Genomic DNA, 21592 nt, shown 5'->3' on the forward strand with positions numbered 1-21592 from the left:
GCCTTCCGCATGCGAAACCGCGACCTCGTCTACGTCTCCAACGCCCCCTTCACCGAAGTCTCCAAGGTCGTCAGCGTCTTCTCCACCGTCGCAGGCCCCGTCGCATCCGCAGCCTCCGTCTACGCCTACTCACGGTAGGCGTTTTCCCCGCCCGACGCGGTGCCTCCGTGCGCGATGCGTCGCCGGTCGACTTGCCCGATCGCGGGTTTTCCCGGAAACAGGCGGCCGTCCGGGACGCGGCTCGGTGTTTGGTCCGCTGCCGTGCCGGAGGTGCGTCGATGCCGAGAAGGGGCCTGATGACGATCGGACGCGCTTCCCGGTTTGACCCGACCCTGGCCCAGTCCCGCATCCGCAGCCTCCGTGCCGGCCTCGCGCTGGCGGTGCTAAGCGTGGTTCCCGCCTGCGCCGACGTGGTGGTCGGCGTCGCGGTCCCGCGCTCGGGCGCCTACGTCTCGGTCGGCGAGCAGGTGCTGCGCGGCGTCGAGGCGGCGGCCCGCGACGCCAACGCGAAGGGCGGCCTCGACGGGCAGGCCATCCGCCTCGACGTGCAGGACGACGCCTGCGATTCCAACACCGCCACGGCGGTCGCCAACCACTTCGTGCGGTCCGACGTGGGCCTCGTCGTCGGGCACGTGTGCTCGAACGCCTCGCTTGCGGCCTCGGAGATCTACAGCCAGAACGGCGTCGCGATGATCACCGCGGCCTCGGTCTCGGCGAGGTTGACCGATCGCGGTCTGCCGACGATCTTCCGCGTCTGCGGCCGCGACGACGACCAGGCGCGCCTCTCGGCGATCGTGCTGGCCGAGCGCTTCCGCGACCGCAAGATCGCCTTGCTCCAGGATCTGACGCCGGCCGCGCGCGCGCTCGCCACGGCGACCAAGGACAACCTCAACCGCATCGGCATCAACGAGGCGCTGCTCTCCGCCTTCTCGCCGAGCGATGCCGACGACGCGGCCTTGGCCGACCGGCTGAAGGCGGCCGGCATCGAGGTCGCCTATTACGGCGGCGACGCCGCCGAGATGGGCCGGCTCGTGCGGATCTCGGCCGAGCGCGGCTTCCGGCCGCAATGGTTCGGCACCTCCGCGATCGCCACGCCGGATTTCGCCAAGATCGCCGGCGGGGCGAGCAACGGCGTGCTGATGACCTTCTACCTCGACCCGAGCCGCCAGCCGGCGGCGGCCGAGGTGGTGAAGGCGTTCAAGGCCGAGGGCGGCGACCCGACGGGCTCGACGATCTACGGCTATGCCGCGCTGCAGGCGCTGGTCGCGGCGGCCAACTTCGCCCACACGCAGGACCCCAGGCGCATCGCCGCGACGCTGCACGCCGAGCGCTTCGACCTCGTGCTCGGGACGGTCGGCTTCGACGGAAAGGGCGACGTCACCGCTCAGGGCTACGTGCTCTACGTCTGGAAGGACGGCGTCTTCACCCCCGCGCCGAAGTAGCCCGTCCGCTCAGGCGGCCTCGGCGGCGTCGACCTCGGGCCCGCGGCCGAGGCCGCGCAGCAATTCGGCGAGGTGCGGGCGCACGCCGAGCTGAAGCTTGTGCAGGCGCCGCACCGCCGCGTCGAGCGTGCCCCGACGGTCGAGCATCGCGTCCGCGAAGCCGATCATCCGCGCGTTCGGCCAGGCCGGCTCGCGGATCGCGTGCAGGCGCCGGACCAGGACCTCGGCGTCGGTCTCCGGCTCGGCGTCGCTCATCAGGATCAGCAGCGCCGCGGTCGAGCGCGACAGGCCGTAATGGCAGTGGACGAGGAGATGCGCGGCAGGTCCCGCCTCGCGGTCGCGCCCGAAGGCCAGGATCGCGGCGACGTGCTCGGGCTCCGGCGGGACGAGCCCCTCGCCCGGTCCGAGGCAGTCGTGGAAGTGCAGGGTCGTGCGCCGATGGGGGCCGTAGGCGGCGAAGTCCGCCGGCTCCGGCGTGCCCGGATCCAGCAGCGACAGCACCCGGTCGACGCCGCGGTCGCCGTGGCGCGCAAGCTCTTCCAGTCCGCAGACGGTGTGGAGGGTGATGGAGGCGGGTGTCACGACGGCGGGGCCTAGCACGGCACGTCGACGGTTTCGAGACCCGCACCGGACGTGCTAGGGGCCGCGGGATCGCAGCCGATGCCGAGGGAGGTGCCATGACGACCGTGAAGCGACGTGCGCTCCTCACCGCTGGGCTCGGAGCCGCCCTCGCCTCCCCCGCTCTTGCTTCCCCAGCACTTGCCGCCACCCCGGCCCAGGGCGGTCCCGAGGTCCGTTGGCGGCTCGCCTCGGCCTTCCCGAAGAACCTCGACATCCTGTTCGGCGCGTCCGAGACGCTCGCCCGCATCGTCGGCGAGGCGACCGACGGCCGCTTCGCGATCCAGGTGACGGGTCCCGGCGAGCCGGTGCCGGCCGACGGGCTTCTCGATGCGGTCGCGGCCGGCACCGTCGAGATGGGTCACGGGCCGGCCACCGTCGCGGCCGGCAAGGATCCGACGCTCGCGCTCGCGACCGCGCTGCCCTTCGGCCTCAACGCCCGCGGCCAGAACGCGTGGTGGCTCGCCGGCGGCGCCAACGACCTGTTCGCCGACCTGCTCGCGAAGAACGGCCTGGCGAGCCTGCCGGGGGGCAACACCGGCGCCCAGATGGGCGGCTGGTTCCGGCGCGAGATCAAGACGGTCGCCGACCTCCAGGGCCTGAAGATCCGCATCGGCGGCCTCGGGGCGCAGGTGCTGGCCAAGCTCGGCGCCGTGCCGCAGGCGGTCCCGGGGCCGGAGATCGCGGCCGCGCTCGAGGCCAAGCGCCTCGACGCCGCCGAGTGGATCGGCCCCTACGACGACGAGCGCCTCGGCCTGCAGAAGGCCGCGCCGATCTACCATTATCCCGGATTCTGGGAGGGCGGCGCCATGCTGCACTTCTGGCTCAATGCCGAGACGTGGAAGGCGCTGCCCAAGCCCTACCGGGCGATCCTCCAGGCGGCCTCGGCCGAGGTCGCCGCGGACGTCCAGGCCAAGTACGACGCCCGCAACCCGGGTGCGCTCCGCCGGCTGGTGGCGACCGGGGCGCAGCTCCGCCCGTTCCCGCAGGACGTGATGGAGGCGGCGCTGAAGGCCGCCAACGACGTCTACGCCGAGATCGCGGGCAAGAACCCGGACTTCCGCCGCATCTACGAAGCGATGAAGACCTTCCGCAACGAGGAATATCTCTGGTTTCAGGTGGCGGAGTATACCTACGACAATTTCATGATCCGTGCGCGGGCGCGCGGATAAGCGCGGTGCCGCGGTTTCGGTTTTCGTGGCAAGATTGCGATCCTCGGAGGTTTGCCCGCGGCTGCAAGTCCCAAGCCGTCGCGGGATCGCACCGAAACTGTCGCGGAACAGCGTTCGATAATGCCCGATGACAATCTCGTTCCCGAGACCTTCGACGACGTGCCGGAGCGCTCCGGGCGTTGCCTGATCGTCGGCGTCGGGGTCTCCGCCGGCGGGATCGAGGCGCTGGAGGGCTTCTTCCGCGGCATGCCGAGCCTGCCGGGGCTCGGGATCGTCATCGTGACGCATCTGAGCCCGTGGCGCGAGAGCGTCCTCCACGAGATCGTCTCGCGGTTCACGGACCTGCCGGTCGAGGTGGCCGCCGACGGCCACGCGGTCGCGGAGAACCACGTCTACGTCCTGCCGGCCGATGCCGTCGTCGGCATCCGCAACGGGATCCTCGTCGTGCAGCGCCAAGGCGCCGACCAGCGCGAGCGGCACCCGGTCGACATCTTCCTCAGCGCCCTGGCGGCCGACCAGGGCGAGTATTCCGGCGGCGTCATCCTGTCGGGGGGCGATTCGGACGGGACGCTCGGCATCAAGGCGATCAAGGAGCACGGCGGCATCACGCTGGCCCAGGTCGCCAACGGCGACGGGCCGCAGCACCCGGAGATGCCCTCCAGCGCGATCGCGACCGGGTACGTCGATTTCGGCGTTCCCTCCCACGAGATGGGCGACAAGCTCGTCGCCTACCGCCGAAGCCTGTCGATGACCGATGCGATCCTGGCCGGCGGCGGTCCCGACGAGGCCGGCCGGTCTCCCGACGCGCTGCGCGGCGAGATCTACGCGATCCTGCGCGCCCAGGTCGGGCACGATTTCGGCGGCTACAAGACCAAGACCTTCCTGCGCCGGGTCCAGCGCCGGATGCAGATCCTCCAGGTCGAGGCCGTCGCCGCCTACGTCGAGCGGCTCCGCCGGGATCCGGCCGAGGTCTCGGCCCTGTTCCGCGACCTCCTGATCAACGTGACCACGTTCTTCCGCGACGCCGACGCCTTCGCCGTCCTGAGCGAGAGCGTCATCCCGAAGCTCTTCGAGGGCCGCGGCGCCGACCAGACCGTCCGGGTCTGGGTGCCGGGCTGCGCCACCGGCGAGGAGGTGTTCTCGCTCGCGATCCTGATGCTGGAGCACATGGAGACGCTGAGCGCGGTCTGCCGCGTGCAGATCTTCGCCACCGACATCGACGAGCACGCCCTCGGCGTCGCGCGGACCGGCCGCTATCCGGAGCAGCTGCTCGACGGCGTCTCGCCCGAGCGCCGCCGCCGCTTCTTCGTGCGGGACGGGGCGAGCTTCGTGCTGACCAAGCCGGTGCGCGACCTGTGCATCTTCTCGCCCCACAGCGTCATCCGCGACCCGCCGTTCTCGCGGCTCGACATGGTCTCGTGCCGGAACCTGCTGATCTATTTCGGGCTCAGCATCCAGAACCAGGTGCTGCCGACCTTCCACTACGCGCTGAAGCCCGGCGGCTTCCTCTTCCTCGGCATGTCGGAGAACCTGAGCCAGTTCGCCGACCTGTTCGCGCCGATCGACAAGAAGCACCGCATCTTCCGCATCCGCGCCGACCACGCGACGGAGCCGCGCGTTCCGCTCGCCCTCACCGGATTGCGCGCGATGTCCCAGATCGGAGATCTGCGGCCGCGTCAGTCGGGCAGCAGCAGCCTGGCGCTTCGCCATTCGGTCGAGGTGCAGGTTCTCGAGCGGTTCTCGCCGCCCCACGTCGCCGTCAACCGCCAGGGCGACGTGGTCTACTACTCGAACCGGACCGGCAAGTACCTCGAGGCGGCGCCGGGCCTTCCCACCCGCCAGCTCCTGACGATGGCGCGCAAGGGCCTCAGGCTCGAGCTCCGGGCGGCGTTCCGCGAGGCGGTCGACACCAACGCCCAGGCGGTGCGCGAGGGACTCGTCGTGGAGGGCGACGACGGCCGCGTGCAGATCGTCACCGTGACCGTCGAGCCCCTGGTGGCGCAGCGCTCCGAGGAACCGCTGTTCCTGGTGCTGTTCAGCGACGAGGGGCCGTCGATCAGCCGCGAGGCGGCGCAGAAGCGCTCGGTCTCGGCCCAGGACGAGGTCGCGCTCCAGCTCGAGCGCGAGCTGCGCGAGACCCGCGAGCGCCTGCAATCGCTGATCGAGGAGTACGAGACCGCGCTGGAGGAGCTGAAATCCTCCAACGAGGAGCTGGTCTCGGTCAACGAGGAGCTGCAATCGACCAACGAGGAGCTGGAGGCCTCGAAGGAGGAGCTGCAATCGGTCAACGAGGAGCTCTACACGGTCAACGCCGAGCTGAACGGCAAGGTCGAGGCGCTGGACCGCGCCAACACCGACCTGCACAACCTCTTCGCCAGCACCGACATCGCGACGGTGTTCCTGGACGCGAAGCTGGTGATCCGCAGCTACACCCCGGCGGTGACGGAGATCTTCAACATCCTGCCGAGCGACCGCGGCCGCCCGATCACCGATTTCGCCGGCCGGCTGACGCTGCCGAACCTCGCCGAGGACGTCGCCGCGATCATGCGGGGCAGCGACACGATCGAGCGGCAGATCGACCGTGGCAAGGACGCCGCACGCTTCCTGGTGCGGCTCGCGCCCTACCGGAACGGCGAGAACCGGATCGAGGGCGTCGTCGTCAGCTTCATGGACGTCACCGTGCTCGCCCGCGCCGAGATGAGCCAGCGCGTCCTGGTCGCGGAGCTGCAGCACCGGACGCGCAACCTCCTGGCGGTGGTCCAGTCGATCGCCCGCCAGACCCTCGGGACCGGGCCGGCGGTCGAGGGCTATGCCGAGCGGCTGAAGGCGCTCGGCCGGGTGCAGGGCCTGTTCGGCCGCTCCGACAGCGGTGCGGTCGACCTCGCCGAGCTGGTGCGGCTCGAGCTGCGTGCGCATGGCGGCGAGGAGAACGACCGGATCACCGTCTCGGGGCCGGCCGTCGCCCTCGACTTCGAGCACGTCCAGACCTTCGCCCTCGCGCTGCATGAGCTGGCCACCAACGCGGTCAAGCACGGTGCCCTGGCGCAGGCAGAGGCGCGCCTGGCGATCGGATGGACCTTGGGCGCGAGTCCCGCCGGCGGGCGGCTGCTCGTCCTCGACTGGATCGAGAGCGGCGTCGTCATGCCGGCCGCGCCCGAGCGCCGCGGCTTCGGGCGCGACCTGATCGAGAAGGCCCTGAGCTACAGCCTTCGCGCCCAGGCCCGATTCGAGCTCGGGACGGACGGCGTCCGTTGCCGCATCGAGATGCCCCTATGAGTTGTAGCGTCAAGAGGTTACACCTGTATCCGTCAGGCGGCGTGACCGGCGCGGCCTGCGCGGCGGCCAGGTTCGAGACGGCATGACCAATCCCTTCATTCGGAAGCTGGAGAACTTCACCCGCTTCTCCCTGGCGGATCGGAAGGCGCTCTCCGACGCAACCGCCCAGAACCTCCGCCGGCTCGGCGCGCGCGAGGACATCATCAACGAGGGCGACGAGCCGCGGGCCGTCAACCTCGTCCTGGAAGGCTGGGCCTGCCGCTACAAGCAGCTGCAGGACGGGCGCCGGCAGATCATCGCGTTCTTCCTGCCGGGCGACCTCTGCGACCCGCACATCTTCACCCTGCGCCGCATGGATCACGCCGTCGCCTCCCTGACGCCGGTGACGCTGGCCCGGATCACGCAGGAGACCATCGAGGGCATGACGGCGGCCTCGCCCCGCATCGCCGAGACGCTGTGGTGGGAGATGCTGCACAACGCCGCCGTTCAAAGGGAATGGACCGTCAGCCTCGGGCAGCGCTCGGCCGTCGAGCGCCTTGCCCACCTGCTCTGCGAATTGTATCTGCGCCTGCGCGCGGTCGGCCTCACCGAGGGGACGGCCTACGACCTGCCGGTGACGCAGGCCGACCTTGCCGACACCCTCGGCCTGTCGAGCGTCCACGTGAACCGAACCCTCCAGGAGCTGCGCGGCGCGGGCCAGATCACCTGGAAGGGCCGACGCGTGACGATCCACGACCTGCCGGCGCTGATGGCGCTCGCCCTGTTCGACCCCGGATACCTCCACCTCGATCACGAGGGCGCGCATCTCGATGCGAACTGAGGTCGGCCTCGCACCGGACGCCGAGACCTGCCAAGCTGCCCCGGAACGAAGCGACCGCTTCGCAGGGACCGGGGCCCGATGACCATCGACGGTCGGATCGCCGCGCTCGAGGCCGAGAACGCAGCCCTGCGTCGGCACCTCGGCGCGGCCGGGCTCGACCTCGGGTCGCCGCCGGCGACCTCGACCGCACCGGCGATGGTCGCGGTCCTCCATCGGACCCGCAACACCCTGGCGATGATCCGCGCGATCATCCGGCGCTCGGCGGACACCGATCGCAGCGTCGAGGAGTGCCTGATGCGCCTCGACGGCCGCCTCGGGGCGATCGCCCGCGTGCAGAGCGCGGGGATCACCGCTGCGTTCTGCGGCATCGACCTGCACTCGATCCTCGCCGACGAGCTGCTGGCCCTCCTCGCCCGCGAGGGCGAGCAGGTCGCGATCGAGGGGCCGAAGGTTCTGCTGGCGCCCCGCGCCGCCGAGGTGTTCGCGCTCGCCGCCCACGAGCTCGCCAACAACGCGATGGAATACGGGGCGCTGACGATCCCCGACGGCCGCATCGCCGTCGCCTGGCGCCTGGAGCCCGGCGCGGCGGCACCGATCCTGTCGCTCACCTGGACCGAGACCGGGCTGCACGACCTGCCGGCCGAGCCCGCGCGCTGCGGCTTCGGCACCGAGATGCTGGAGCACACGCTGCGCTACGAGTTCGGCGCGAAGACGAGCCTGGCCTACGCTCCCGGCGGCCTGCGCTGCGCGATCCGCTTCGCTCTGGTGCCGAGGATCGGCATCGTGCACGACCCGTCGGCGGACGAGGACGGGCTCGACGCGTAGGTTGTTTGGATCGGACGGTCAGGCCCCGAACAGCGCGCGGGCGATCGCGCCCGGTTCCACCGGCTTCTCGCAATGGGCGACGTCGGCGTAGCGCGGCGGCACCATCTCCCGGTCGTAGCCGGTCGCGAAGACAAAGGGGATGCCGCGTGCCGCCAGCGCGTCGGCCAGCGGAAAGACCATCTCGCCCTGCAGGTTGATGTCGAGAACGGCGGCATCGAGGTGGCGCGTCTCGGCGAGCAGCGTCAGGCCGTCGGCGACGGTGGCGGCCGGCCCGACCACCTCGGCGCCCCCCGCCTCGAAGCTGCGCGCTAGGTCGGAGACGATGAAGTCGTCGTCCTCGACGAGCAGGACGCGGCGCTTGGCCAGCGGAGCCGGCACGGTTCGGTGGCCGAAGGGGTCCATCGTGCTCACGGTTCTTCCAGCCTCGTATCCGGCGACAGTATCGCACGGATCCGCGCGAGAAAGCGGCCGTGAACGCGCGGCGGGCGCGTCCGGCGGTCAGGGCGTGCGCTTGCGCAGCACGAAGGTGCCGTAGGCGAGGAATTTCTGCGCGCGCTTGCCGGTGTCGACCTCCGTCGTAAACACGTTCCCGCGCGAGTCGACGGCAAGGTTGTGGACCCAGTGGAATTGCCCGGCGCCGCGCCCGTTGCGGCCGAAGGCGCCGAGGGTCTTCCCGGTGGCGCGCGACAGGGTGCGGACCTCGTTGTTCGCCCCGTCGGCGTTGAGGAGGAAGCTCTCGTCGGCATCGGGCCATAGGGCGAGTTCCCAGACCGAGCCGTTGGCGCGGGTGTTGGTCTCGACGAACATCTCCTTCACGAAGCTGCCGTCCTTCCTGAAGACCTGGATGCGGTCGTTGGTCCGGTCGCAGACGTAGACGAGCCCGTCGCGTGCGATCTTCACGCAGTGGACCGGGTTGGCGAATTGCTGCGACGGGGCGGCGGCGGGATCGTAGGGCGGCAGCTTGTCGTCGGTCGGCGGCCGGCCGTAGGCGCCCCACATGCGCTTGAACGCCCCGGTTTCGGAATCGAACACGATGATGCGGTGGTTGTAGTAGCCGTCGGCGACGTAGACCTCGTTGGCGGCCGCGTCGAAGTCGACGTTGGCGGGCTTGCCGAGCCGGCTGGTGTCGCGGCTGTCGGTCTGCGGCCCGGACTTGCCGATCTGCATCACGAACCGCCCGTCGACGGTGAACTTGAGCAGCTGCCCGTCGTTCGCGCCGTTGCCGGCGATCCAGACGAAGCCCTTCGGATCGACCTGGATGCCGTGCTCGTTCTCGGGCCAGTCGTAGCCCTGCCCCGGCCCGCCCCAGGAGCGCAGCACCGTGCCGGCCTGGTCGAACTCGAGGACCGGGGGCGCCGGCTTGCAGCACTTGGTCCGCGGCGGATCGAGGCTCGCCGCCTTCTCGTCGTCGGTGAGCGTGCGCGGGCGCTGGACCACCCAGACATGGTCCTGGGCATCGACCGCGACGCCGGCCGCCTGCCCCATGATCCAGTCGTTCGGCAGCGGCTTCGGCCAGGCCGGGTCGACCTCGAAGGTCGGCACCTCGACGGCACCGCACGGACCGACCGCCGTCGCGGCCCAGAACAGCCCGACCGCCAGCGTCTCGCCGAGCTTAGGCATGTGGATCTCCTCCCGGCGGCGCACTTCCGGCGCCTGCGGGCGCAGTCTGCGGCGGGTCTCGGCGGGAGGCCAGGGGGCGGGGGTGTCGGCGCGGCGCGACGGGTGACAGATCCACCACAACCGTCGGGCGCAGCGCCTCGTGACGACCGCGCCCAAGAAAAAAGGCCACTCCCGAAGGAGCGGCCCGAAGTCTAGGGAGGAAACGCCCAAGAAGGGCAACAGGACCGCGACGCCATCGCCGTCCCGCGCTGCACAATCTGATCCTCCCGATCGGAAATGCAAGGGGTTTCGGTCAGTGATCCTGTCGTTTCTCGCAGGCCGGCTCGGGTCGATCGCGGCATGTGTTGAAAATGTCGCAGGCGCGCGCACCCGTTTTTCGGCCTTCGATGGCCGGGCTGCCGCCGGTCGATAATCGGTAAGTCTATGACTAGGAACAGGTTTTTAGCACCCCCGCCGGAGCATCGAAGCGGGCGGGACCGCTTGCGATCGCGTCTCGCGCGCAGCGGGACGATCGCGCTCCACGCTCTAGCTGAGCCGACACGGTTCCGCGATGCGAGCCGGACGGGGACGACGCGACGACATGGCGATTCACGAAAAGCGCTTCCGGGTCCTCAACGATGCCGCACCGCGGCAGGGCGGAACCTACGTGCTCTACCTGCTGCAGCAGGCGAACCGGGCGCATCACAATCCGGCGCTCGAATTCGCGATCGAGGAGGGCAACCGTCTCGGCCTGCCGGTGGTGGCCTGCTTCGGGCTCCTCGACGGCGCCAGCGGGTTCCCCGAGGCCAACGCCCGGCACTACGCCTTCCTGCTGCAGGGGCTCGCCGATGCGAAGTCTGGGCTCGAAAAGCGCGGCGTCGGCTTCGTGATGCGCAAGGCCTCGCCCGCCGAGATCGCCATCGACCTCGCCCGCGACGCGGCGCTCCTCGTGCTCGATCGCGGCTACCTCGCGATCCAGAAGCGCTGGTACGGCGAGATCGCGAAGGCGGTCGAGGCCCGCGTCGTCCAGGTCGAGGGCGACGTCGTGGTGCCGGTCGAGGTCGCCTCCTCCAAGCACGAGTTCGCCGCCCGCACGCTTCGGCCCAAGCTGCACAAGCTCTGGGACGACTTCCTGGAGCCGCTCTCGGCCCGCAAGGTCGCGCACGGGGCCGACGGCCTGAAGCTCGCGAGCGAGATCGACGTGTCCGACCCGATGAAGGTCCTGGCCGGCATGAGCCTCGACACCGAGATCGCACCGGTGAAGCGCTTCGTCGGCGGCGAGACCCAGGCCCGCAAGCGCCTGAAGGCGTTCCTGGCGGACGGGCTGTCCGGCTACGGCAACGGCCGCAACCGGCCCGAGGCGGCGGCCGCCTCGCACATGAGCCCCTACCTGCATTTCGGCCAGATCTCGCCGGTGGAGATCGCGCTCGCCGTGCGCGCAGCCAAGGACGGCGACGGCGACGACCGCGGGGCGTATCTCGAGGAGCTGATCGTCCGGCGCGAGCTCGCCTCCAACCACGTGTTCTACACCGACGGCTACGACGACTACGCCAAGGCGGTGCCGGACTGGGCGCAGAAGACGCTGGCCGAGCACGCGGACGATCCGCGGCCCTACCGCTACACCGAAGCGCAGCTCGCGGCCGGCGAGACCCACGACCGCTACTGGAACGCCGCTCAGGCCGAGATGCGCGAGACCGGCTACATGCACAACCAGCTGCGCATGTACTGGGGCAAGAAGATCCTCGAATGGTCGCCCTCGCCGAAGGTCGGCTTCGAGCGGACGCTGCGGATCAACAACCGCTACTTCCTCGACGGGCGCGATGCGAACTCGTTCACCAACGTCGCCTGGGTCTACGGCCTGCACGACCGCCCGTGGGCACGCCGCAAGGTGTTCGGCACCGTGCGCTATCAGAGCGAGAACTCGCTCAAGAAGTTCGATGCCAAGTCCTACGTGAAGACCGTCGAGACGCTCTGCGCGGCGGAGAAATAGCCGCCCTGCCCCTCGGGGCATAGCAAGCTCCTCGCGGGAGCATGTTCCAAGATCACCGGATCGGGGAACATGCTCTTCCTTGTCGTGAAGTCGCATTTTTCTCACGCGAGCCGCCATTCACCGCGTTCGAAAATGCTTTAAGCCACGGGGGCTGACGCAACCCGGCTCCGGTCGGCTTGCCGAGGCGAGCGTGCCCCGTCCGTGTCGAGTTCTCGCGCCATGCCGCCCCGTTTCCGCACCCGCGCGTCGATCGCGCGCCTGCGCAGCGCCTCGATCGGGGCCTATCCGCTCTGGCGCGGACGGCTGCTGTTCCTGGTCGGCGGCATCTGCGTCGGCCTCGCCGCCGTCCTGATGGCGCGATGCGCCGACGCGGCGCAGGTCGGCTTCAAGGCGCTCGTCGGCGTATCGCCGCTGGCGGCGCTCGTCGTGACGCCCGCCGGCTTCGCGCTCGCCGCCCTGCTGGCGCGAACGGTGTTCCCGAACTCGCAGGGCTCCGGCATCCCGCAGGTGATCGCGGCGCGCCACACCCGCGATCCGGGCTTTCGCCACCGGCTGATCTCGCTCCGCGTCGCCTTCGGCAAGATCGTGGTGATGACGCTGGGGCTCGCCTGCGGCGCCTCCTCGGGCCGCGAGGGGCCGACGGTGCAGGTCGGCGCGGCGATCATGGCCGCGGTCGGGCGCCTGACGCCGGACCGGCTGCCCGGCCTGATCCTCGCCGGCGGTGCGGCCGGCGTCGCGGCCGCCTTCAACACGCCGCTGGCCGGCATCGTCTTCGGGATCGAGGAGCTCGGCCGCGCCTACGAGCCGCGCTCGTCCGGCCTGATCGTCGCCGGCATCGTCGCGGCCGGCCTCACCTCGCTCTGGCTCGTCGGCAACTACACCTATTTCGGGACCAGCGACGTGACGCTGCCGCTCGGCAAGGGCTGGCTCGTCGTCGTCGTCCTCGGAGCGGCGGGCGGCTTCGCCGGCGGCGTGTTCAGCCGCCTCGTCATCCTGTTCGCGCGCGGGCTGCCGGGCCGCGCAGGCCGCTGGATCGCCCGGCATCCGATCGCCTTCGCGGGTCTCTGCGGCCTCGGCGTCGCGCTCGCCGGGCTCGCCTCGGGCGGGTCGGTCTACGGAACCGGCTACGAGGAGGCGAAGGCGCTGCTGCACGGCGATTCCGCGGCGCGGCTCGACTTCGCGCCGTTGAAGTTCTGCGCCACCGCCCTGTCGGCGATCAGCGGGATCCCCGGCGGCCTGTTCGCGCCCTCGCTCGCGGTCGGGGCCGGCCTCGGGGGCATGCTGCAGGACGTCTTCCCGGGCGTGCCGATCGGCGCGCTGGTGCTCACCGGCATGGTCGCCTACCTGGCCGGCGTGCTGCAGGCGCCGATCACCGCCTTCGTCATCGTCACCGAGATGACCCAGGACCACGCGATGATGATCCCGCTGATGATCGCGGCGGTGCTAGCCGACGCCGCCTCGAAGACGGTCTGCCGCACCGGGCTGTACCACACGCTCGCCGAGATCATGCTCGCGCGCGCCGAGCCGGCGAAGGACGAGACGCGAATCGAGGGCGAGAAATAACGGATCGAACGCGCGCGCGGGCGGGAACGGTTGAGCTTGGCCCGCATTGATCGGTCGCCTTCCCTGCCGGCCGTTCGCCGGTTCGTTCCGGAGTGTTCGGCATGACCCTTCTCAAATGGGCCCTCATCTGCTTCGTCGTCTCGGTGATCGCCGGCGGCCTCGGCTTCACCGGGATCGCCTCGGGCGCCGGATCGCTCGCCCGCATCCTGTTCGGCATCTTCCTGGTCATCGCCATCGTCATCGTGGTCATCGCCTTCGCCGTCGGGCAGGCGGTGTTCTGAGGCCCGGACGGTGGCCTCGGATACGCGGCCGGGCGCCGTCCTGAACGGGCGCACCTGCCTCGTCACCGGCGCCACCTCAGGGATCGGCTACGAGACCGCCCTGGGGCTGGCGAAGGCCGGCGCCCGGGTCGGCATCGTCGGCCGGGACGCGGGGAAGGTCTCCGCCTCGGCGCGCGCGATTTCTGCCGCGGTGCCCGGGGGGGCGGTCGACACCTTCGTCGCCGACCTCTCGTCGCAGGCCGAGATCCGGCGTCTGGCGGGCGAAGTCCGTGCCGCCTACCCGCGCCTCGACGTGCTGGTGAACAACGCCGGCGCGATCTTCGACCGTCGCCTCGTCACCGTCGACGGGTTGGAGCGCACCTGGGCCCTCGATCATCTCGGCTACGTGCTGCTCACCCTCGAGCTCCTCGACCTGCTGAAAGCTTCCGGCCGGCCAGGTGCCGCGTCGCGGATCGTCAACGTGGCCTCGGCCGCCCACACCCGCGGCCGCATCGCCTTCGACGATCTCCAGGCCGAACGTTCCTACGGCCCGATGCGGGCGTATGCGCAGGCCAAGCTCGGCAACGTGCTGTTCACCTACGCGCTGGCCCGCCGCCTCGCCGGCACGCCCGTCACGGTGAACGCCCTGCATCCGGGGGTGATCGATACCGGCTTCGCCAAGAACACCGGGGGCGCGTTCGGCTTCGCCTGGAACCTGATCCGGCCGTTCCTCACCAAGCCCGCCGAGGGCGCGACGACGACGCTGCACGTGGCGACCGCGCCAGCGGTCGAGGGCGTGAGCGGCCGCTACTTCGCGCGCAGCCGCGAGACGGGGTCGTCGCGCCACAGCCGCGACGAGCGCGTGCAGGAGCGGACCTGGGCGCTGAGCCTGCAGCAGATCGGGCACGTGCCCCGGTAGGTCGCACCCGACCTTTTCCCGGACCGTCAGCCGGCCGTCGCCTCAGCGGCGACCCTGCCCATCGCGGGTACGGATGCCGCGCGCGCCTGCGCCTCGATGAACACGCGGGTCACGTTCGGGACGCGGGCCTTCAGGTCGCGGTCGAGGCGCGCCGAGACCCGTTCGACCTCGCCCGCGCTGAGGTCGTCGGCCATGTCGAGGCTGACGTTCACCAGGATGTCGGATGGGCCCATGTGCTGGGTCAGCACCTCGTTGACGGTGTTCACCCCCGCTTCCGCGCCGACCACCTCCTGGATCGCCGCGACGACCTCGGGGTCGGCGGCCTCGCCGATCAGCAGCCCGTGGGTCTCGATCATCAGGAAGATCGCCATCCCGACCAGCACGAGGCCGATGCCGACCGACGACCATCCGTCGAGGGCCGGCCTGTCGAGGACGTGCGCCAGCACCACGCCGGTCAACGCGATGACCAGGCCGATCAGGGCGGCGACGTCCTCGACCAGGATGGTGAACAGCGCCGGGTCCTTGCTGCGCCGGATCGCGCTGAGCGGCGAGCGGTCGCCCTTCTCGGCCCAGAACGCGCGCATCGCGACGAAGCAGGAGTAGCCCTCCGCCGCGACCGAGAAGCCGAGGATGGCGACGTTCACCCAGAACCCCGGCAGCGGGTAGCCGAACAGGCTCGCGTCGGCCGCCGGCTCGGGGTGTCGGATCTTGTGGGCGCCCTCGTAGATCGCGAAGATGCCGCCGCCGAGAAAGATCAGCAGCGCGACGATGAAGGCGTAGAAGTAAACCTCGCGGCCGTAGCCGAACGGGTGCTTGGCATCCGCCGGCTTCTTTGCGCGCTTCAGGCCGACGAGCAGCAGGATCTGGTTGGCGGTGTCCACCACCGAATGCGCGCCCTCGGCCAGCATGGCGGTTGAGCCGGTGAGGAAGGCGCCGACGAACTTCGCCACGGCGATGGCGAGGTTGGCGCCGGCGGCGGTGTAGATGGCGCCGGTGCTCTCATGTGCCATGCGTGTGGGGTCCTGTCCGATCGCCGGGTCGGATCGCAGCTGGGCCGCAGCGATCCGACCACAAGCGCATGGACCGCCGGGGAGTTCCGGCGGCGTGGACGCCGGAGGCGGGCCGGTGCATCCTGGATGCCGCAACCACGGGTGCCTGCATGCCGGATACGACCTACGACGCCGACAACATCTTCGCGAAGATCCTGCGCGGCGAGATTCCGGCGCACCGGGTCTACGAGGACGCCGACACGCTGGCCTTCATGGACGTGATGCCTCAGGGCCCCGGCCACACCCTGGTGATCCCGAAGGCGCCCGCGCGCGGGCTGCTCGACGCCGAGCCCACTTCGCTCGCCGCGCTCGCCGCCAGCGTGCAGACGGTCGCACGGGCGGTGAAGGCGGCGTTCAAGGCGGACGGGCTGACGGTGTTCCAGTTCAACGAGGTGGCCGGGGGGCAGACGGTGTTCCACCTCCACGTCCACGTCGTGCCCCGCTTCGAGGGCGTGCCGCTCCAGCGCCACGAGGGCGGGATGGCCGATCCGGCGGTGCTCGCGGACCACGCCCAGCGGATCCGCGACGCCCTGAAGGGCTGAGGCCTCAGGCGGCGGTCGCTGCACCGGTCGGCGCCACCCCGGTCAGGAGCCGGCGCAGGGCCGCATTCTCGGCTTCGAGCTCGCTCACGCGGCGGAGCAGGAAGGCGATGGAGGTCTCGTCCACTGCAGGTTCGGCGGCGGGCACCGCCGGCGCGGCCTTGGGCGTCTCGACCGCGAAGGTGATCCCGACGCCGTCGGCGCGCCGCCAGCGCATCGCCGAGCGGTAGGTCCGCTCCTTCTGCGGGATGAAGAGGTCGAACATCTCCGGCAGCGTCGCGGTCTCGCTGAGCACGAGACGCGCACCCGTCGAGGAGAAGTCCCGCACGAGGCAATCCATGCTCGAGGAGCCGTTGTTGAACAGGATGCGTCCCTTGAGGAACACCCTCTGCCGGACCTCGTTGCGATTCTCCGACGACATGAAACGAGCCTCAGGACCGAAAATTCAGGCTCGATCGTCCCACGGCGCCCCTTAAGGAATGCTCGCCGCGATCGCCGACTCCGCCCGGCTCACCTATAAAAAGCGCCGGTCTACGGTCTGGAACAGGTAGAAGCCGTTGAAGCGGACCCCGGTCTGCGCGGCGCGGCCGTCGAAATCGAGGGGGAGACCCGAGCTCTCGTCGAGCTTGCCCCCGAAGGTCCAGCGGCCGCCGCCGAGGAAGCTCGGGACGCGGCTGGACTCGGGAACGGCGCAGCACAGACCCTCGACGCTCTTCAGGCGGAACAGGTTGTAGCTCTGCATCAGAGAATCTCCGCTCAGCCGACCCCTCTGGCCGGATCCGTCTTACCCGACGATCCGGCTTGACCGTGTGGTTAATCACACACTCTGTCCGGTTTGTGTCGATCCGGTTTCGGGGACGTTGCGCTCCAGCTCGTCGAGCCAGATCCGGGCCGAGCCGTCGGACGGCGCACGCCAGTCGCCGCGCGGGGAGAGGGCGCCCCCGGCGGAGACCTTCGGCCCGTTCGGCAAGGCCGAGCGCTTGAACTGGCTGAACCCGAAGAAGCGGGACAGGAACACCCCGAGCCAGCGCCGGATCTCGGGCAGGCCGTAGGCGACGCGCTTGTCGGCGGGAAAATCCGGCGGCCAGGCGCCGGCCGCCGCATCGCCCCAGGCATGCAGGGCCAGGAACGCGATCTTCGAGGGCCGGAAGCCGTGGCGCAGCGTATAGAACAGCGTGAAGTCCTGCAGCGCGTAGGGGCCGATCGTGGCCTCGGTGCTCTGCGGCGCCGCGTCGGCCTCGGCGGGCACCAGCTCGGGCGAGATCTCGGTGTCGAGCACCGCGCTGAGCACGCGCCCCTCCTCCGTGCCGAACTGGCCCGAGGCGATCGTCCAGCGGATCAGGTGCTGGATCAGGGTCTTGGGCACCCCGGCGTTGACGGCGTAGTGGCTCATCTGGTCGCCGACGCCGTAGGTGCACCAGCCGAGCGCCAGCTCCGACAGGTCGCCGGTGCCGACGACGATCGCGCCGGCGTGGTTGGCCAGCCGAAACAGGTAGTCGGTGCGCAGGCCCGCCTGCACGTTCTCGAAGGTGACGTCGTAGACCGCCTCCCCCGCAGCGTAGGGGTGGCCCATGTCGGCGAGCATCTGGCGCGCGGCGGGTCGGATGTCGATCTCGGCCGCGGTGGTGTCGAGCGCCCGCATCAGCGCGTGCGCGTTCCCCTTCGTCGCCTCCGAGGTGGCGAAGCCCGGCAGGGTATAGGCCAGGATGTCCGAGCGCGGATACCCGAGCCGGTCGAACGCCTTGGCGATCACGATGAGGGCGTGGGTCGAATCGAGGCCGCCCGAGACGCCGATCACGGCCTTGCGGGTGCCGGTGGCCTCGAGGCGCTGGGCCAGCCCGGCGACCTGGATGTTGTAGGCCTCGTAGCAATCCTGCGCGAGGCGGGCCGGATCGGCCGGCACGAAGGGAAACCGCTCGATCCGCCGGATCAGCCCGAGGTCGCCCGTCGGCGGATCGAGGCGGAACGACGCCCGGCGGTAGGCCGGGCGGGAGCCCGGCCGCGCGTTGTCGTCGAAGCTGCCGGCCTGCAGGCGCTCCTGGGCCAGCAGGTCGAGGTCGATGTCGGCGAACGTCGCCACCGGCCCGGCGGCGAAGCGCTGCCCTTCCGCCAGCCGCACGCCGTTCTCGTCGATGCTGGTCTGCCCGTCCCAGGACAGGTCGGTGGTGGATTCGCCGAGCCCCGCGGCGGCGTAGATGTAGGCGCACAGGCCCCGCATCGAGGCGGCGCGCGAGAGCAGGGCGCGCGACTCCGCGCGGCCGACGGTGATCGGGCTGCCCGAGAGGTTCGCCAGCACCGTGGCGCCGGCGAGCGCGGCGTGCATGCCCGGCGCGTCGGGCACCCACAGGTCCTCGCAGATCTCGACGCCGACGATCAGGCCCGGCACGTCCTCGGCCGCGAACAGCTGGTCGGCGCCGAACGGGACCGCGTGCCCGGCGAAGCGCACCGTCTCGGCCGCGATGCCGGCGCCGGAGGCGAAGTGGCGCTTCTCGTAGAACTCCCGGTAGTTCGGCAGGTGGATCTTCGGGACGATGCCGAGGAGGCGGCCGCCCTGGATCGCCAGCGCCGCGTTGTAGACCCGGTTGCGCCAGCGCACGGGCGCACCAACGAGGAGGAGGGGGCGCAGGGCCGCCGAGGCGGCGATCAGCCGTTCCGCCGCCGCCTCGACCGCATCGAGCAGCGTCGCCTGCAGAAGCAGGTCCTCGATGGCGTAGGCCGAGAGGGCGAGTTCCGGGAACACGGCCACCGCGACGCCTTGCCGGTGACAGTCTTGCGCCAGCGCCAGGATCGCGTCGGCGTTGCGCTCGGGGTCCCCCGGATGGCTGCGCCCGGTGCAGGCGGCCACGCGGGCGAAGCCCTGGGCGTAGAGGGACCGGAAGTCCCGTGGGAGTTGGGTGGGTGCCAAGGGCGTCACGACCCGCGCGAGGGAGGAGTTCCGCGCCACCTTACCGCCTGGCGGCCCGCCCCTCCAGCGGCCCGCGCCGGACCGGTTTCAAGGCTCTGTTAACGACGTTCGGCCTAACTCGGATCGACCGTTCCGGGCGGGACGGCCTTCCGTGTTTCGAGTTTTTGAGAACCCATGCGCGCATCGGGACGGCCTCCCTATTCTCATCGCGACCCCTCTCGCCCCAGTCGCGGCGGCGACCGCCCGAGCCTCACGCTCGGCGCGCTGGCCCATCGGCTGATGTCGTTGCGGGCCAGCCTGACGCGGCGCCTCGTCGGCGGGCCGCAGCGCCCGAGCTACGCCATCGCCGGTACCCGGCCGGCGCCGAGCTGGCTCACGCCGCCGAACGCGATGCTGGGTCGCGGCGCCGAGCCGGATGCCGGCGGCTGGACCGATTCGCGGGCCGGCCAGGATGCCGTGTTCGCCCATGCCTGGCCCGCCGAGATCTTCGACGACCGGGCGACCCTCGACATGCTCGACGGCGCCCGGCCCGAGAGCCGGATCGACGCCTCCGCCTCCTCGCCGGGCGTGCTCGTGCGCTCGCCGCGCCGGCCCGCCGCGATCACGCCGGAGGACATCGACCGGCCGCGCGGCGTCGCCCGCTCGGTTCCGGGGCCCTCCGACCGCTCCGCGACGGCTTCAGCCGTCGCTTCGCCCGTCCCTTCGGCCGTGCGCTACACCCGCACCCCCGACACCATCCTGCAGGAGCGCCGCCAGCGCGCGCTGGAAGCCGAGCGCAACGCCCTCGACCTGGCGCGGGCCGAGGCCCAGGCCGCGATGCTGGCCGCGGCCGCCGAGCGCGACGCCGCCGAGCGCGTGGCGCAGGCGCAGGCGGATGCCGAGGCGGCCCGCGCCGCCGCCGAGGCCGAGCAGGCCGCGGCCGAAGCCAGCGCGATCCCGCCCGGGCCGCCGCTGCCGCTCTGGCGCCAGCCCTTCGTCCCGCCGCCCGGCGTCCGCTTCTTCCGCACGCCCGATCGCCGCCCGGCGCGTCCGGCGGTCGAGCTGTCGGCGGGCACCGCGCCCGCCCCGGTCGTGCCGGCGGAAGCCCGCGATCTGTCGGAGCTGCCCGACTGGTCCGACGTCCAGCCGTGGTTCGAGGCCGGCGACTGGTCCTCGGCCGAGGCCTGGGAGGCGATCCAGCCCGAGGCCGCCCAGGGTCGTGACCGCGATGCGATGCCGGAGACGGACCCGAGCGCCGAGGCAGCGCAGGCGGCTCCCGTCGCCGCGCCGGCCGGGTCCGTCCCGTCCGAGCGCTACGTCTCGGTGCCGGTCGACATCTCCCACCTGCGCTCGCTTCCGCCGGCTCCGGTCTACGTCCTCGACCCTCTCGTGCGCTTCGACCGCCCGCTGCATCCCGCGCACGGTCAGGACAACGCCAGCCAGGGCGGCATCGGCCGCTCGGACGACGCCGGTATGGATGGGGCCGAGCCGATTGTGCCCGCCCGCCCGGCCCTGTCGCTGGTGTTCGGACCCGGAACCCCCCTCCCCTCTCCGCCGCCTGCCGAGACCGTCGAGATCCGCCGTGCACCGGTCCTGTCGGCCATGGCCGCCCGCGCCGCGATCCGGCCCGTGCGCGCGATGGAGCCGGCGGTCGCCTCGCCGCGACCGTTCCTGCCCGAGGTCTCCCTGTCCGAGGTCTCCCTGCCCGAGGTCTCTCTGCCCGAGGTCCGCGAGCCGGAGATCGAGCTCGGCTTCGAGAACGCCGAGCCGGACTTTGCCGAGCCGGACTTTGCCGAGCCGGATTTCGCCGAGCCGGATTTCAGCGAGCATGCTTTCGCGGCGCACGCCTTCGAGCCTTCCTTCGCGATGCCGGCCGCCGCGCCGCCGGTGATCGTCCCGATCCCGCCGCGTCCCGTGCTGCTGCGCGGCAAGGCCGCCCCGGCACCGGAGCCGGTCGCGGTCGCGCCGGCCCCCGAGCCCGAGGAGGTCCCCGCCCCCGTGGAGGCCTACGCCGAACCGGTCGTCCAGGCGCCCGCGATCCCCGCCCCGGCGATGCCGATCGTCGGCCGCCCACACCTGATCGCCGCCGGCCGGCACCTCGCCATCGCCTCGGTCGAGAACGCCGACTACGAGCTTCCCGCCCTCGATCTCCTCGCCATGCCGGTGCCCGGCGAGAGCCCCGAGGTCGATGCCGACGTGCTGGAGCAGAACGCCCTCAACCTGCAGCAGACGGTCCAGGATTTCGGCGTGCGCGGCGACATCCTCGCGGTGCGCCCAGGCCCGGTCGTGACCCTCTACGAGCTCGAGCCGGCGCCCGGCACCAAGTCCTCCCGCGTCATCGGCCTGTCGGACGACATCGCGCGCTCGATGTCGGCGGTCTCGGCCCGCGTCGCCGTCGTGCCGGGCCGCAACGTCATCGGCATCGAGCTGCCGAACGAGATCCGCGAGACGGTCTTCCTGCGCGAGCTGCTCTCGGCGCCGGACTTCTTCGCCAGCAAGCACAAGCTCGCGCTGTGCTTGGGGAAAAACATCGGCGGCGAGCCGATCATCGCCGATCTCGCCCGCATGCCGCACCTGCTGGTGGCCGGCACCACCGGCTCGGGCAAGTCGGTGGCGATCAACACCATGATCCTCTC

18 protein-coding genes and 1 pseudogene are annotated in these 21592 nt (G+C 71.2%); 12 read left to right on the plus strand and 7 right to left on the minus strand.

Annotated features, from left to right (window positions below):
• Window positions 1–138, plus strand: a pseudogene (locus tag MKK70_RS10070) (sugar transporter); the annotation flags it as partial.
• A gap of 158 nt (window positions 139–296) precedes the next feature.
• On the plus strand, window positions 297–1442 hold the full coding sequence (locus MKK70_RS10075) for a branched-chain amino acid ABC transporter substrate-binding protein (protein ID WP_147725610.1): 1146 nt from the start codon (window positions 297–299) through the stop codon (window positions 1440–1442).
• A gap of 9 nt (window positions 1443–1451) precedes the next feature.
• Here MKK70_RS10075 and MKK70_RS10080 read toward each other — a convergent pair whose 3' ends face one another.
• Window positions 1452–2024: a tyrosine phosphatase family protein gene (locus MKK70_RS10080; protein WP_243947395.1), complete on the minus strand. Its 573-nt coding sequence runs from the start codon at window positions 2022–2024 to the stop codon at window positions 1452–1454.
• A 95-nt stretch (window positions 2025–2119) separates the two neighbouring features.
• Here MKK70_RS10080 and MKK70_RS10085 point away from each other — a divergent pair, with 95 nt between their 5' ends.
• The 4 genes from MKK70_RS10085 (at window position 2120) to MKK70_RS10100 (ending at window position 8153) form a co-directional block, all read left to right on the plus strand.
• Window positions 2120–3232 carry a TRAP transporter substrate-binding protein gene (locus MKK70_RS10085; RefSeq protein ID WP_147725609.1) on the plus strand — a complete coding sequence of 371 codons (1113 nt, stop codon included), beginning with the start codon at window positions 2120–2122 and terminating at the stop codon, window positions 3230–3232.
• Between the two features lie 120 nt (window positions 3233–3352).
• The gene (locus MKK70_RS10090; protein ID WP_243947397.1) at window positions 3353–6508 is read left to right on the plus strand and encodes a CheR family methyltransferase; all 3156 of its coding nucleotides are present in this window, start codon (window positions 3353–3355) and stop codon (window positions 6506–6508) included.
• 82 nt (window positions 6509–6590) lie between these two features.
• Window positions 6591–7328 carry a Crp/Fnr family transcriptional regulator gene (locus MKK70_RS10095; RefSeq protein WP_147725607.1) on the plus strand — a complete coding sequence of 246 codons (738 nt, stop codon included), beginning with the start codon at window positions 6591–6593 and terminating at the stop codon, window positions 7326–7328.
• A gap of 78 nt (window positions 7329–7406) precedes the next feature.
• Window positions 7407–8153, plus strand: coding sequence for a sensor histidine kinase (locus tag MKK70_RS10100; RefSeq protein WP_147859934.1), 747 nt, complete (start codon window positions 7407–7409; stop codon window positions 8151–8153).
• A gap of 18 nt (window positions 8154–8171) precedes the next feature.
• Here MKK70_RS10100 and MKK70_RS10105 read toward each other — a convergent pair whose 3' ends face one another.
• Window positions 8172–8555 carry a response regulator gene (locus MKK70_RS10105; protein ID WP_243947401.1) on the minus strand — a complete coding sequence of 128 codons (384 nt, stop codon included), beginning with the start codon at window positions 8553–8555 and terminating at the stop codon, window positions 8172–8174.
• Between the two features lie 96 nt (window positions 8556–8651).
• Window positions 8652–9773 (minus strand): hypothetical protein, encoded by a 1122-nt coding sequence (locus MKK70_RS10110; protein WP_243947399.1) that lies wholly within the window; start codon window positions 9771–9773, stop codon window positions 8652–8654.
• A 580-nt stretch (window positions 9774–10353) separates the two neighbouring features.
• On the opposite strand from MKK70_RS10110, the gene MKK70_RS10115 reads away from it, so the two are divergent.
• The 4 genes from MKK70_RS10115 to MKK70_RS10130 all read left to right on the plus strand — a co-directional run bounded on the left by MKK70_RS10115 (window position 10354) and on the right by MKK70_RS10130 (window position 14484).
• The gene (locus tag MKK70_RS10115; protein WP_147725605.1) at window positions 10354–11742 is read left to right on the plus strand and encodes a deoxyribodipyrimidine photo-lyase; all 1389 of its coding nucleotides are present in this window, start codon (window positions 10354–10356) and stop codon (window positions 11740–11742) included.
• A 219-nt stretch (window positions 11743–11961) separates the two neighbouring features.
• Window positions 11962–13305 (plus strand): chloride channel protein, encoded by a 1344-nt coding sequence (locus MKK70_RS10120; protein ID WP_147859935.1) that lies wholly within the window; start codon window positions 11962–11964, stop codon window positions 13303–13305.
• Window positions 13306–13406: 101 nt separating this feature from the next.
• Complete coding sequence (locus MKK70_RS10125) at window positions 13407–13586, plus strand: DUF1328 domain-containing protein (RefSeq protein ID WP_147752961.1); 180 nt, start codon at window positions 13407–13409, stop codon at window positions 13584–13586.
• 40 nt (window positions 13587–13626) lie between these two features.
• A complete protein-coding gene (locus MKK70_RS10130) occupies window positions 13627–14484 on the plus strand; it encodes an SDR family oxidoreductase (protein WP_147725616.1) in 858 nt (285 codons plus the stop codon).
• A 26-nt stretch (window positions 14485–14510) separates the two neighbouring features.
• Here MKK70_RS10130 and MKK70_RS10135 read toward each other — a convergent pair whose 3' ends face one another.
• Window positions 14511–15494 (minus strand): cation diffusion facilitator family transporter, encoded by a 984-nt coding sequence (locus MKK70_RS10135; RefSeq protein WP_147725602.1) that lies wholly within the window; start codon window positions 15492–15494, stop codon window positions 14511–14513.
• 149 nt (window positions 15495–15643) lie between these two features.
• On the opposite strand from MKK70_RS10135, the gene MKK70_RS10140 reads away from it, so the two are divergent.
• Window positions 15644–16075 carry an HIT family protein gene (locus MKK70_RS10140; RefSeq protein WP_147725601.1) on the plus strand — a complete coding sequence of 144 codons (432 nt, stop codon included), beginning with the start codon at window positions 15644–15646 and terminating at the stop codon, window positions 16073–16075.
• A 4-nt stretch (window positions 16076–16079) separates the two neighbouring features.
• Here MKK70_RS10140 and MKK70_RS10145 read toward each other — a convergent pair whose 3' ends face one another.
• The 3 genes from MKK70_RS10145 to MKK70_RS10155 all read right to left on the minus strand — a co-directional run bounded on the left by MKK70_RS10145 (window position 16080) and on the right by MKK70_RS10155 (window position 18977).
• Window positions 16080–16493: a PilZ domain-containing protein gene (locus MKK70_RS10145; protein ID WP_147725600.1), complete on the minus strand. Its 414-nt coding sequence runs from the start codon at window positions 16491–16493 to the stop codon at window positions 16080–16082.
• Window positions 16494–16586: 93 nt separating this feature from the next.
• Window positions 16587–16814: a hypothetical protein gene (locus MKK70_RS10150; RefSeq protein WP_147725599.1), complete on the minus strand. Its 228-nt coding sequence runs from the start codon at window positions 16812–16814 to the stop codon at window positions 16587–16589.
• A 75-nt stretch (window positions 16815–16889) separates the two neighbouring features.
• Window positions 16890–18977, minus strand: coding sequence for an NAD(+) synthase (locus tag MKK70_RS10155; protein ID WP_279603591.1), 2088 nt, complete (start codon window positions 18975–18977; stop codon window positions 16890–16892).
• Between the two features lie 174 nt (window positions 18978–19151).
• Between MKK70_RS10155 and MKK70_RS10160 the strand changes: the two genes are divergently transcribed.
• A partial coding sequence (locus MKK70_RS10160; RefSeq protein ID WP_279603592.1) for a DNA translocase FtsK occupies window positions 19152–21592 on the plus strand: 2441 nt, incomplete at its 3' end.

This window comes from Methylobacterium sp. E-041 (genome assembly GCF_022829665.1).
In the GTDB taxonomy this organism is placed as follows: Bacteria; Pseudomonadota; Alphaproteobacteria; order Rhizobiales; family Beijerinckiaceae; genus Methylobacterium.